Source organism: Kribbella sp. NPDC051586, from assembly GCF_044453965.1.
Classification (GTDB): Bacteria; Actinomycetota; Actinomycetes; order Propionibacteriales; family Kribbellaceae; genus Kribbella.
The window spans coordinates 135,456-148,435 of the sequence record NZ_JBITDF010000004.1; the positions used below are offsets into that span (position 1 = coordinate 135,456).

Here is a 12,980-nt window from a genome sequence, read left to right on the forward strand (position 1 = left end):
CCAGAGTAGACGGGTGGCGCCAGAACCGTCAGCTGATTTTCGCGGGGAGGTTGACGATGAAGCGGGCGCCGCCGCCGGGGCGGTCGGTTACCTGGATGGTGCCGTGGTGCCATTGGACGTGGCGGGCGACGATGGCCAGGCCCAGACCTACGCCGCGGCCGCGGCCGGAGGTTTCGCCGCGGCCGAAGCGTTCGAAGACGCGGGCGCGGTCCTCGGCGGAGATGCCGGGGCCGGCGTCGTCGACGGTGATGACGACGCCGAGACCGCCGGCCTCGACCCCGACGCCTTTGCACCCGCCGGCGTGGTCCTCGGCGTTCTCGACCAGGTTGGCGATCACCCGCTCGAGCCGGCGCTTGTCGGCCTGCAGCGTGAGCCCCTCGGCCTCCGGCTCGACCGTGGTCAGCTCCCGCCCGGCGGTCGCGTCGGCCGCGGCCCGGACCAGATCGGCGATCCGCACGATCTCCCGGCTCCCCCGGTCACCGCCGTCGTCGCGCGAGATCTCCAGCAGGTCGATCACCAACCGCCGGAAGCGATCCAGGTCGTCCCCGAGAAGTTCGACCGGCTCCCGCACGGCGGCCGGCAGCTCGGCGCGGTGGTTCTGGATCAGCTGCATCGAGTTGAGCATTGTCATCAACGGCGTACGCAACTCATGGCTCACGTCACCCGCGAACCGCGCGTCGACCGCCACCCGGCGTTCCAGATCGGCGGCCGTCTGGTTGAACGAGCGCGCCAGCCCACCGAGATCCCGGTCCTCCTCCGCATCCAGCCGGGCGTCCAGCTTCCCGCGTGCGACCGCGTCCGCGACCCGGGTCAGCTCGGCCAGCGGCCGCAGCGCGAGTGTGCTCGCCAGCCGCCCGACCGCGAGCCCGACCAGCGCGGTCGCGATCGCCGCCGCGATCAGCGTGAGCTTCAGCTTCAGCAGCGTGTTGTCCAGGCTGGTCAGCGGATGCCACTCGAAATACGCCTCGTCCGGCCGTCCCAGCGGTACGCCGACGGCCAGCACCGGTTGTCCGCTCACCTCGATCCGCCGCTGCACGACGTTGCCGGCGAGCGCGGTCTGGATCAGGTCGGACGGCAGGTCGGACGGCTTCCCGGTCAGCGAGTACCAGTGATCGGCGACGTACACCATCGAGGCGGCCGCATCCGTGGACGGCAACCCTCGCATGACCTGCAGGACCTGAACGTCGTCCTGGAGGATCAGACCACCGCAGTCGGCGCGTTCCCTGGCCGGTACGCACGGCTGGGGCGCCCCGAAGAGCCCGTACCGCAGGGCCGCCGCGTTGTCCGACGTCACCGACTCCGCCGACCCGCCGCGCTGGTGGGTCAGGTAGTCCGACACCACGCCCCACGTCACGATCGCCAGCACCGTCGACAACCCGAGCGCCAGCAGGCCGTACGCCATCATCACGCGGCCCCGCAGGCTGAACCGTCCCAGCAAGGTCAGCTCACCAGTCGATAGCCCAGGCCGCGGGCGGTGACGAGATGCTTCGGGCTGGCCGGGTCGCGCTCGATCTTCAGCCGGAGCCGGCGGACGTGGACGTCGACGATCCGGCTGTCACCGAAGTACCCGTAGCCCCAGACCTTCGACAGCAACTGCTCCCGGCTGAGCACCTTGCCCTCCGCGCCGGCCAGCTCGGCGAGCAGCTTGAACTCGGTCCGGGTCAGCGGCAACGCCTCGCCGTCCCGCGTCACCTCGGCACCCGGTACGTCGATCCGCAGGTCACCGATCTCGACCAGGTCCGCCTGCCGCGAGTTGGACGGCTCGACCCGCCGCAGGAGCGCCCGGATCCGGGCCGACAGCTCCTTCGCGACCAGCGGTTTGGTCACATAGTCGTCCGCACCGGCCTCCAGCCCGGCGACCACGTCGTGGCTGTCGGTCCGTGCGGTCACCATGATCACGGGTACGTCGCTGGACCGGCGGATCTCCCGGCAGACGGTGAACCCGTCCCGGTCGGGCAGCATCAGGTCCAGCAGCACCACGTCCGGCGGCTCCCGGCGCAGTGCGGCCAGAGCGTCGTACCCGTTGGCGGCTTCCGCGACCTGGTAACCCTCGTCCTCCAGGGCAAGCCGCAGTACCCGCCGGATCCGCGGCTCGTCGTCGACCAGCAGCAAGCTGTGTGCCACGGGACCAGTGTCGCTCACGGACGGGCGCAACGACGGTTACGGCTGTCATGAATCCGTCATCTTCGGGCGGGCGGGCGTTGACATCTGTTTGACGGTTCCGTGACCGCGGTTCCGGTTGGGCCCGGAAGTCCTAACTTCGGCGCTATCGAGTCCCGGAGGAGGACCAATGGCCAGAAGACGGCTGGCGGCAGTATCCCTTGCCGCCGCGGCGAGCATCGTGCTCGCGGCTTGCAGCAACGGCGGCGGAACGGCGTCCGGATCCGGAGGCACCGCAGCCACCCCGGTCACCGGCGGCACCCTGAACATTCTCGGGGCCGGCGATGTCGACTACATGGATCCGAACCTGAGCTATTACGCGGTGGGCTACCAGAACCTGCGGATGTGGAGCAGGCAGCTGTTCACCTATCCGGCGGATCCGGGGGGCAAGAACACCACGCCGGTCGCCGACCTGGCCACCGAGCTGCCGACCGCGGGGAACGGCGGGGTCAGCGCGGACGGCAAGACGTACACGTTCAAGATCCGGCCCGGCGCGAAGTGGAACACCACGCCGGCCCGTCAGGTGACCGCTGCCGACCTGGTCCTCGGTGTGAAGCGCACCGCGAACCCGGTGCAGCCGTTCGGCGGCATCCCGGACTTCGCCGACCTGATCGTCGGCTACAAGGCGTTCGCCGACGGGTTCGCGAAGGCCCCGAAGACGATCGCAGGGATCAAGGACTACATCGAGAAGACGCCGCTGCCCGGCGTGGAGGCCAAGGACGCCACGACGGTCGTCTTCCACCTCAACCAGCCGGCGGCGTACTTCGTCGGCATGCTGACGCTGACGGCCTTCTCCCCCGCCCCGGTCGAGTCCCTCAACTACCTGCCGGCCAGCACCGAGCTCGGCAACCACTTCCCGTCCGACGGCCCGTACAAGGTCGATTCCTGGGTGCCGACCAAGTCGATCTCGTACTCGCGCAACCCGGCCTGGGACCCGGCCACCGACCCGGTCCGCAAGGCCTACGTCGACAAGATCCTGATCAACGAGACCGTCACGCAGGACTCGGTCCAGCAGCAGCTGCAGACCGGTTCGCCGTCGGCCGACATGGAGTTCGACGTCGCGCCGCCGCCGTCGCAGCTGCCCGCGCTGCAGGCCAAGAAGGACCCGAACCTCAACATCGGCGACACCTCCAGCTCGAACCCGTACGTCATCTACAACACCGCCTCGCCGAACAACAACAAGGCGTTGCAGAACCCGAAGGTGCGGCAGGCGATCAGCTTCGCGATCAACCGCGACCACATCCTTCAGGTGCTCGGCGGCAAGACGCTGAACCCGCCGCTGACGCACGTGCTGCCGGACGTGATCCTGGGGTCCAAGCAGATCGACCCGTACCCGTACAACCCCGACAAGGCCAAGCAGATGCTCGCCGAGGCCGGGGTCCCGCACCTGACGCTGAAGTTCCTGTACCGGAACGCGACCGAGGGCAGCAGCAAGTCCTTCCAGACGATCCAGCAGGACCTGTCCAAGGCCGGCATCACGGTCGTCGGGGTGCCGTCGCCGAACGCGGACTTCTACGTGAAGTACCTGCAGGTGCCGAGCGTCGCCCAGCGCGGCGTGTGGGACCTGTCGCTGGCCGGCTGGGGCGCCGACTGGTACGGGAACGCGGCGCTGTCGTTCTTCAACCCGCTGTTCTCCGGTGAGCCGTCGTTCCCGCCGGTCGGGAGCAACTTCGGCCTCTACAACGACCCGGAGACCAACACGATGATCAAGCAGGCGATCGCCGCGCCGACCGACGCCCAGGCAGCCGATCTGTGGGCGAAGGCCGATGCCCGGGTGATGGAGCAGGCCGCGTTCTACCCGCTGACCAGCAACAAGCAGGCGAACTACCACGCCGCTCAGGTCCACAACGCCGTCTACGTCCCGTCGATGCAGAACTACGACCCGACGAACGTGTGGCTGTCCAAGGACAAGCAGGGCGGCTGACCATCCCATGGCTGTATTGAATGCCACGCCCCCGGCGCGGCGGCCATGGGGCTGTGACTCCCGTCCTTCCCTCGTCGCTCCGGTCGCTTCGCTCCCTGCGCTCCTCAGTCCAGGACGGGAGGCCCCATGGCCCTGCTTGAAGTAAGGGACCTCAAGGTCTCCTTCGACACCCCGGACGGCACCGTCCGCGCCGTCCGGGGGCTGTCGTTCGACGTGGAAGCCGGCCAGACGCTCGCCGTGGTCGGCGAGTCCGGCTCCGGCAAGAGCGTCTCCACCCAGACCATCACCGGCCTCACCCGTGGCGCGAAGGTGTCCGGTACGGCGTTCTTCGACGGGACCGACCTGATCACGGCCGAGAAGTCGACGTTGCGCCGGCTGCGGGGCGCCCAGATCGGGATGATCTTCCAGGATCCGTTGTCCAGCCTGCATCCGCAGTACCGGATCGGCTGGCAGATCGTGGAAATGATCCGGGCGCACGACCGCGAGATCAGCAAGCAGGGGGCCCGGAAACGGGCCGCCGAGCTGCTGACCCTGGTCGGCATCCCCCGGGCCACGGAGCGGATCGACGACTATCCGCACCAGTTCTCCGGCGGGATGCGGCAGCGGGTGATGATCGCCATGGCGATGGCGCTCGACCCGGCGCTGCTGATCGCGGACGAGCCGACCACCGCGCTCGACGTGACCGTGCAGGCCCAGGTGCTGAACGTGATGCGCCGGCTGCAGGAGCAGTTCGGCACGGCGATCATCCTGATCACCCACGACCTCGGCGTGGTGGCCGAGATGGCCGACGAGGTCGTGGTGATGTACGCCGGCGCGGTGATGGAACGGGCGCCGCGGCGGGACATCTTCTACCGCAACCATCATCCGTACACCCAGGGCCTGCTGGCGTCGCTGCCGGCCCGCAGCGGTGACCGGCTGACCCCGATCCCGGGGACACCGCCGAGCCTGATCAGTCTGCCGAAGGGCTGCCCGTTCGCGGCCCGCTGCCCACACGTGTTCGACAAGTGCCGGACCGAGGCGCCGCCGCTCATCGACGTCGCCCGCGATCCCCGGCACCAGTCGGCTTGCTGGCTACCGCACGAGAACAGCGAGGCGATCGCTTCATGAACGATGTACTGCTGAAGGTGGAGGACGTCCGCAAGGAGTTCCCCACGCATTCCAAAGGGGTGGTCCAGGCGGTCGCCGGCGTTTCGCTCGAGGTGCAGAAGGGCGAGACTCTCGGCCTGGTCGGCGAGACCGGCTGCGGCAAGTCCACGCTGGCGCGCTGTATGGCCCATCTGTACGACGTGACGGCGGGCTCGGTGTGGTTCGAGGGCAGGGACATCACCAAGTTGTCGCGCAAGGCGATGCGGCCGTTGCGGCGTGACGTGCAGGTCATCTTCCAGGACCCGTACGGCTCGCTGAACCCGCGCCGCCGGGTCGGATCGATCATCGGGGACCCGTTCGCCATCCACAACATTGCCTCTGGCAACGAGCGGAAGAAGAAGGTCCAGGAGCTGATGGAGCTGGTCGGGCTCAACCCCGAGCACTACAACAGGTTCCCGGCCGAGTTCTCCGGTGGCCAACGGCAGCGGATCGGGGTGGCCCGGGCGCTGGCGCTGCGGCCCAAGCTGGTGATCTGCGACGAGCCGGTATCGGCGCTGGACGTGTCGATCCAGGCGCAGATCATCAACCTGCTCGCGGATCTGCAGAAAGAGTTCGACCTGACGTACGTGTTCATCTCGCACGACCTGTCCGTGGTCCGGCACGTGAGCAACCGGATCGCGGTGATGTACCTGGGCAAGATCGTCGAGCTGGCGCCGACGGACGAGCTGTTCGGCCAGACCCGGCATCCGTACACGCGGGCGTTGCTGTCCGCGTTGCCGGTCGCCGACCCGGACACCGCCGACAGCCGCGAGCAGATCATCCTCGGTGGTGACATCCCGGCCGCGACGAACCCGCCGGAGGGGTGCAGGTTCCACACGCGGTGCCCGAAAGCGCGCCTGGACTGTGCCGGCGAGGAGCCGCCGCTCGTTTCCGTGCTGGACGACACGGCCGCACACCGGACCGCCTGCTTCTATCCGCTCACGGTGGGCGAGGACCTGTCCACCGCCGTCCCCGATCTGAAGGCATCATGACCACCGCCATTGAGATGGTTGATGTCCTCGACGAGCCGAAGGCGATCGAGGGGCGGAGTCCGTTCGTCCTGGCTGTCCGGCGGTTGCGCAAGGACAAGGTGGCGATGATCTCGCTGGTGGTGATCCTGCTGATCGTACTGATGGCGATCTTCGCGCCGGTGTTCACCGCGATCACCGGGCATCCGCCGAACGAGCAGTACCGCGACATCGGGCTGACGCCGGACGGCCTGCCGCGCGGGCCGAACGGGACGTTCTGGCTCGGCACCGACGACCTCGGCCGGGACATCCTGGTCCGGATCGCGTACGGCGCCCGGGTGTCGCTGCTCGTCGGCGTGGCCGCGACCGCGATCACCGTCGTCATCGGAGTGGTGCTGGGCCTGGCGGCGGGGTTCCTCGGGGGGATCACCGACACCGTTCTGGCACGGCTGATCGACGTGGTGCTGTCGGTCCCGTTCCTGCTGGTGGCGATCGCGCTGGTGTCGGTGACGGGTCCCAGTCTGACCGTCACGGTGCTGGTGATCGGCTGCTTCAGTTGGGCGTCCGTGGCCCGGATCGTGCGCGGTCAGGTGCTGTCGTTACGGGAGCGTGAGTTCGTCGAAGCGGCCCGCTCGCTCGGGGCAGGCGACACGCGGATCATGTTCGTCGACGTACTGCCGAACGTGATGGCTCCGGTGATCGTCTACACCACGCTGCTGATCCCGGTGGTGATCGTGACCCAGGCGACGCTGTCGTTCCTCGGACTCGGTCTGCCGCCGCCAACAGCCGACTGGGGCGGGATGATCAGCGCGTCGCAGAACTACTACACGACCGCGTGGTGGTTCATCATGTTCCCCGGTCTGGCGCTGCTGATCACCACGCTCGCCTTCAACCTGTTCGGTGACGGCGTCCGGGACGCCTTCGATCCCCGCGCAGATCGGAGCTGACGATGGCCATGTTCCTGATTCGCCGGATCGGTCACGGGATCCTGGTCCTGTGGCTGATCAGCCTGGCGGTGTTCGGTCTGTTCTTCGTTGCTCCGAGCAACGTTGCGCAGACGCTGGCCGGCCGGCAGGGCACGCCGGAGACGATCGCGCTGATCAAGCACCGGCTCGGTCTGGATCTGCCGGTCTGGAAGCAATACCTGCACTTCCTCGGCAACGCGGTGAAGGGCAACCTCGGGTACGACTACTACCACCAGGTGCCGGTGACCAAGATCATCGGGCAGGCGCTGCCGATCACGGTGTCGCTGGCGCTCGGTGCGGCCGTATTGTGGTTGCTGCTCGGGGTGTTCAACGGAGTGATCTCGGCGACGCACCCACGGACGCTGGCGGACCGCGGGCTGACGTTGTTCGCGCTGTTCTTCTACTCGTTCCCGTCGTTCCTGCTCGGCCTGCTGCTGCTGTACTTCCTGTACTTCCGGCTCACGCTGACGGGATTCAACTGGTTCCCGGCCGGCGGGTACTCGCCTCTGGCCGGCGGGGTCGGGCCGTGGTTCCAGCACCTGGTGCTTCCCTGGATCGCGCTGGCCTTGTTGCTCGCGGCAACGTACACCCGGTTGACCCGCGGTTCGATGCTGGACGTCCTCGGCGAGGACTACATCCGGACCGCACGGTCGAAGGGGATCGGGGAAGGACGGGTAGTCGTCGTCCACGGTCTGCGGAGTGCGCTGACGCCGGTCGTCACGCAGTTCGGCATCGACCTCGGTCAGCTGATCGGCGGCGTGGTGGTCACCGAGACCGTGTTCAGCCTGCCCGGACTCGGTCAGACCGCGGTGGTCGCGATCAACCAGCAGGACCTGCCGGTGATCATCGGCATCGTGCTGTTCGCCTCGGCGGCGGTCGTGGTGGCGAACATCCTGGTCGACATCGCCTACGCCGTACTGGATCCGAGGGTGCGGCTCCATTAGATGAGACGCCCGGGGTTCCTTGGTCGGGTTGGCCTCGGGGTAGTACCGAAGGACAGGAGGTGGGGTGCTCTACCTGGCGGTCTTGGGCGGGCGCCAGGCTGAGCCTCCCGAACACCTCCTGTCCTTCGGTACGTTGTCCGCGTGAAGATCGTTGTGTACGGCGCAGGCGGCATCGGTTGTTATGTGGGAGGCCGGCTGGCGGCGTCCGGGACGGCTGTCACGTTCGTCGGCCGGCAGCGGATGGCTGCGGAGCTTGCGGCGCACGGTCTGCATCTGACCGACTATCTCGGGGCGGATCTGCGGATCGCGCCGGGCGACGTGCGGTACGAGACGGAGCCGGCAGCTGCGGCCGGGGCCGATCTGGTGCTGGTCACGGTGAAGTCGGCTGCCACCGAGAGCGCGGCCGCCGAATTGGCGCCGGTTCTGAAGCCCGGCGCTGTGGTGGTGAGCTTTCAGAACGGCGTGCGCAACGGCGAGCTGTTGCGGTCGCGGTTGACCGAGCAGGTCGTGGTGCCCGGCATGGTGCCGTTCAACGTGCTCAACCGGGGCGCCGGGGTGTTCCATCAGGGCACTGAGGGTGCGCTCGACGTACGCCGGGACGCTGCGTTGGCGCCGTACGTCGAGGCGTTCCAATGGGCCGGGCTGCCGCTGACGCAGCACGAGGACATCCTGCCGGTCCAGTGGGCGAAGCTCCTGCTCAATCTGAACAACCCGATCAACGCCCTGTCGAACCTGCCGTTGCGCGACGAGCTCTCCGAGCGCGCGTACCGCCGTTGCCTGGCCGCCGCGCAGAGCGAGACGCTCGCGATCCTCGACGCTGCCGGGATCGAGCCGGCGCAACTGCTCGCGGTTCCGATGCGCCGCTTCCCGTCGATCCTCCGGCTGCCCGACTTCCTGTTCCGCCGGCTCGCGTCGAAGATGCTCGCGATCGACCCGCTCGCGCGGACCTCGATGTGGGAGGACCTCGAGGCCGGACGGCCGACCGAGATCGACTACCTGAACGGCGAGGTCGTCCGGCTCGCGGAGTCGCTCGGCCGCCCCGCACCCGTCAACGCCAAGCTGGTCGAGCTGATCCGCGCCGCCGAAACCGCGCGTCGGGCGTGGTCAGGAGCCGAGCTGCTCCGGGAACTCCAGCGGTAGGTTCGCCCGGACGTTGATGCTCACGGCTGCGTAGGTGAAACCGAGGTGCTCGTTCAGGCGGCGCATGTTCGCGTTGCCCTGCTGGGTCCAGGTGTACACCTCGGTGATGCCGTGCTCGGCCGCCCACGCCATGCTCGTCCGCTTCAGCGTCGACGCGACCGCCTTCCCCCGCCAGTCCCGTCGTACGGCGGTATAGGCAACCTCGGCCCGCTCGGGCTTGTCGGTGTCGAGCATCAGCCCGGCGACCCCGATCACGTCGTCACCGGCCACGGCGAGGAACATCGCCGCCGGATCGTTGATCCACTCGGTCGCCCACTCCTCCGCCGACACGTCGAGCGGCGTCGGGGTGTCCATGTCCGGGAACGTCGCCAGCGCGACCTGCTCGTACGCCGTCGCCCACAACTCGGGGCGCTCGGCAACGGTGACGATGTCGTACTCCGTCGGCCGATCGGGCCACGGTTCGGCGCCGATCCGGCGTACCTGCTCGACCTGGCGACCCGTCTCGACGAACCCGAACCGCTGGGCGAACGCGAACGACCCCTCGTCCTCGACCCCTGAACCGACGACCTGGAAACCCAGCGCACCGGCATGATCGGCCAGAGCCTCGAGCAACCTCGTGCCGACTCCGCGCCGCCGCGCCTCCGGCCGAACCCGCGGCGACACGAACCCGCGCCCGGCCTCGTCCGAGCTGTCCGCCAGCCCGTTGGCGACGACCGCGCCGTCCAGCTCGGCCAGCACCAGCAGCCGCTCCGGCGTCTCGAGCTCGCGCAACTCGGCCACACTCGGACACCGCTCGTGCGGCAGGACCGCGATGCGCACCTGGCGCCAGGCCTCGTAGTCGGCGTCCGTCGTCACCGGCCGGATCTCGATCATTCGCCCATTAGGCGGCCGGTATCTTCCGCACGGCCACTTGTTTTGGAATATGAGACAAATCTTCTCGTATACTGATCGCATGGACGTAGCGGTGATCGGTGGAAGTGTGGCGGGACTGCAGGCGGCCCTGACGTTGGGGCGGGCGCGGCGGCAGGTGGTCGTGTTCGACGACGACCGGGCGCGGAATCGGGCGGCGTCGCATGTGCACAACTTCCTCGGCGCCGAGGATCTCGCTCCGGGCGAGCTCCTCGCGGCGGGGCGACGGCAGGCTGCGGCGTACGGCGTCGAGTTCCGGGAGGTGCGGGTCGAGGACGCTGTCGTGGACGACGACGGGTTGGTGGTCGGCGGCGAGCGGGTGCGGGCCGTCGTACTGGCGACCGGGTTGTGGGACGAGTTGCCGGACGTGCCTGGGGTGGCCGACGGGTGGGGCCAGTCGGTGGTGGCCTGCCCGCACTGTCATGGGTGGGAGGTGCGGGATCAGCCGCTCGTGCAGCTGGGGATGCGGGGTGCGCCGGATCGCTCGGTCGCGCGGGCGCTGTTGCTGAGCCGCTGGAGCAACGACGTAGTGCTGTGCACGGACGGGGACGAGCTCACGGACGCGCAACTGGACCGCCTGTCGGTCGCCGGCGTGAAGGTCCGGACCGAGCGGGTCGCGAAGGTGACTGCGCCGCAGGTGACGCTCGCGAGCGGCGAGGTGCTGGCGCCGGGGCGGTTGTTCGTCGTGGTGCGGCAGCATCAGCAGAGCGATCTCGCCGAGCGGCTCGGGTGTCAGGTTGCCGACGGCGCGGTCGTGGCGGACGAGGGCGGGCGCACCACCGTGCCAGGCGTGTACGCGGTTGGTACGACGACGGCGCCGGCGCTCCTCGCGATCGGCGCGGCGGGTCATGCGAGTACGGCGGCTGTCGCCGTACACAGTGATCTGCTGGAGCTAGACCTGGGCGGCGGGTGGTAGGCGGCTCGGGTCGGCGAGCGGCCACTCGGCGGGTGGTGTGCTGAGCTCGTCCAGTTGCAGGAGGCACCAGGGCGACAGGTCGGGTACGTCGCGCACCTCGCCCCACTCGACCCAGCGGTACGCCGCGACCTCGGCCGGGTTCGGCGTGGGGTCACCGGTCCAGCGCACCCGGTACACCGGGCAGATCTCGTTCTCGACGATGCCGGTCGGCATCTCGGCGCGGTACCGGAACTCGGGCAGCACGAGATCCACCGGCTCCACGACGATCCCCAGCTCGTCGGCCAGCCGCCGGCGTACCGCCTGGTCGACCGGCTCGCCCGGAAGTGGGTGCCCACAGCAACTATTGGTCCAGACGCCCGGCCAGGTGGGCTTCTCGAACGCCCGCCGGGTGAGCAGCACCCGGCCGGCCGCGTCGACCACGTAGCTGGAGAACGCCAGATGCAGCGGGGTCGCCGCGTGATGGACCGTTGCCTTCGCCTCGGTCCCGATCGCCCGCCCGCCCTCGTCCACCAGCACTACCCGCTCATCGCTCACGCCCCTGAGCTTAGGCGGGTCTGCTAATCTGAGCGCGTGATCAAGCGACGGGTGGGATATCGACCGGCTCTGGGAGGAGCCGGTATTCGGTAGTACCCGCTCTCGCTCCACCCAGAGCCTCCGAGGCAGGAACCGTCCGGTTCCTGCCTCTTTCCGTTGCCGGAGGCACTGGCGGGTGCCTCGTCGCGAGAGGAACCCCATGAATGCCGTGATCGAGCGATTACGCCGTACCACCGACACCGTCATCGGCGCCGACGACCTGCGCGAGCGCCTGGACTCCGGGCGTCCGCTGCGGATCAAGTACGGCGTCGACTGCACCGCGCCGGATCTGCATCTCGGGCACGCGGTCAACCTGTGGATGATGAGGCAACTGCAGGACCTCGGGCACCGCGTGGCGTTCCTGCTCGGCGACCTCACCACCCGTGTCGGGGATCCGACCGGCCGCTCCGAGACCCGGCCGGTGCTCACACCGGAGCAGATCGACGCCAACGCGGCGTCGTTCCTCGAGCAGGTGTCCCTCGTCCTGCGCACCGATCCCGACGTGTTCGAAGTACGGCGGAACTCGGAGTGGTACGACGGGATGCCGGTGGCGGAGCTGTTGAGCCTGTTCGCACAGGTGACACAGGCGCAGCTGATGAGCCGGGACATGTTCCGCGAGCGGGTCGCCGCCGGGCGGGAGATCGCCGTACATGAGCTGGTCTACCCGGTGCTGCAGGGATACGACAGCTTCGCGATGCAGAGTGATCTGACGATCGTCGGGTCGGACCAGCTGTTCAACGAGCAGCTGGGCCGGCATTTCCAGCAGCGGCTGGGGGCGCCGCCGCAGGTCGTGATCACGACGACGATCACGCCGGGCATAGACGGGCGGGCGAAGCAGTCCAAGTCGCTGAACAACTACATCGGGTTGACCGACAGTCCGCGGGACAAGTTCGGGAAGCTGATGAGCATCCCGGACGAGCTGGTCGAGCCGTACGCGCGGGTCTACACCGAGCTGCCCCTGGAGACGGTCGCTGCGCTAGCGGACTCGGCGGCCACGGGTGGTCCGGCGGCTCGCGACGTCAAGCTCCGGCTGGCCGCGGCGGTGGTCACGCGGTACCACGGCGCAGGCGTTGCTCGCTCAGAGCTGGCCGCCTTCCGTCGTACTTTCTCGGATCGGGCGGAGCCTGCCGACATACCCTCGCTCGTCTTCGCCGGTGCGGACGCGACCGCCTTCGACCTGCTGCGCGCGGCGCGGCCGGACGACAGCAACTCCGAGCTGCGTCGGCTACTGCGTCAGGGCGCGGTGGCGATCAACGGGGTGCGCGTCGAGGATCCGGCGGCGGCCGTCGACCTCGGCAACGACGTCGTACTCAAGTCGGGTGCTCGCACTTGGCACCGGATCACGCGACAGTAGGC

12 protein-coding genes are annotated in these 12,980 nt (G+C 68.8%); 8 read left to right on the top strand and 4 right to left on the bottom strand.

Annotated features, from left to right (window positions below; genetic code table 11):
- Positions 1-28 precede the first annotated feature (28 nt).
- Positions 29-1,438, bottom strand: a complete 1,410-nt coding sequence (locus ACIA58_RS27380; protein ID WP_396406655.1) for an ATP-binding protein — start codon at positions 1,436-1,438, stop codon at positions 29-31.
- A 2-nt stretch (positions 1,439-1,440) separates the two neighbouring features.
- Positions 1,441-2,124, bottom strand: coding sequence for a response regulator (locus ACIA58_RS27385; protein WP_396406656.1), 684 nt, complete (start codon positions 2,122-2,124; stop codon positions 1,441-1,443).
- 166 nt (positions 2,125-2,290) lie between these two features.
- Here ACIA58_RS27385 and ACIA58_RS27390 point away from each other — a divergent pair, with 166 nt between their 5' ends.
- The 6 genes from ACIA58_RS27390 (at position 2,291) to ACIA58_RS27415 (ending at position 9,226) form a co-directional block, all read left to right on the top strand.
- Complete coding sequence (locus ACIA58_RS27390) at positions 2,291-4,084, top strand: ABC transporter substrate-binding protein (protein ID WP_396406657.1); 1,794 nt, start codon at positions 2,291-2,293, stop codon at positions 4,082-4,084.
- Between the two features lie 126 nt (positions 4,085-4,210).
- Positions 4,211-5,191: an ABC transporter ATP-binding protein gene (locus ACIA58_RS27395; RefSeq protein WP_396406658.1), complete on the top strand. Its 981-nt coding sequence runs from the start codon at positions 4,211-4,213 to the stop codon at positions 5,189-5,191.
- Complete coding sequence (locus ACIA58_RS27400; protein ID WP_396406659.1) at positions 5,188-6,201, top strand: ABC transporter ATP-binding protein; 1,014 nt, start codon at positions 5,188-5,190, stop codon at positions 6,199-6,201. The genes ACIA58_RS27395 and ACIA58_RS27400 overlap by 4 nt, the downstream gene beginning before the upstream one ends.
- Positions 6,198-7,124, top strand: coding sequence for an ABC transporter permease (locus ACIA58_RS27405; protein WP_396406660.1), 927 nt, complete (start codon positions 6,198-6,200; stop codon positions 7,122-7,124). Before ACIA58_RS27400 ends, ACIA58_RS27405 begins: the two co-directional genes overlap by 4 nt.
- A 2-nt stretch (positions 7,125-7,126) precedes the next feature.
- Complete coding sequence (locus ACIA58_RS27410; protein ID WP_396406661.1) at positions 7,127-8,086, top strand: ABC transporter permease; 960 nt, start codon at positions 7,127-7,129, stop codon at positions 8,084-8,086.
- Positions 8,087-8,227: 141 nt separating this feature from the next.
- A complete protein-coding gene (locus ACIA58_RS27415; protein WP_396406662.1) occupies positions 8,228-9,226 on the top strand; it encodes a 2-dehydropantoate 2-reductase in 999 nt (332 codons plus the stop codon).
- Here the strand turns inward: ACIA58_RS27415 and ACIA58_RS27420 are convergent.
- On the bottom strand, positions 9,191-10,099 hold the full coding sequence (locus ACIA58_RS27420) for a GNAT family N-acetyltransferase (protein WP_396406663.1): 909 nt from the start codon (positions 10,097-10,099) through the stop codon (positions 9,191-9,193). The genes ACIA58_RS27415 and ACIA58_RS27420 overlap by 36 nt on opposite strands.
- A 79-nt stretch (positions 10,100-10,178) precedes the next feature.
- On the opposite strand from ACIA58_RS27420, the gene ACIA58_RS27425 reads away from it, so the two are divergent.
- Positions 10,179-11,051, top strand: coding sequence for an NAD(P)/FAD-dependent oxidoreductase (locus ACIA58_RS27425; RefSeq protein WP_396406664.1), 873 nt, complete (start codon positions 10,179-10,181; stop codon positions 11,049-11,051).
- Here the strand turns inward: ACIA58_RS27425 and idi are convergent.
- Positions 11,028-11,585 carry an isopentenyl-diphosphate Delta-isomerase gene (gene idi / locus ACIA58_RS27430; RefSeq protein WP_396406665.1) on the bottom strand — a complete coding sequence of 186 codons (558 nt, stop codon included), beginning with the start codon at positions 11,583-11,585 and terminating at the stop codon, positions 11,028-11,030. The genes ACIA58_RS27425 and idi overlap by 24 nt on opposite strands.
- A 199-nt stretch (positions 11,586-11,784) precedes the next feature.
- Between idi and tyrS the strand changes: the two genes are divergently transcribed.
- A complete protein-coding gene (gene tyrS / locus ACIA58_RS27435; protein ID WP_396406666.1) occupies positions 11,785-12,978 on the top strand; it encodes a tyrosine--tRNA ligase in 1,194 nt (397 codons plus the stop codon).
- Positions 12,979-12,980: the final 2 nt, after the last annotated feature.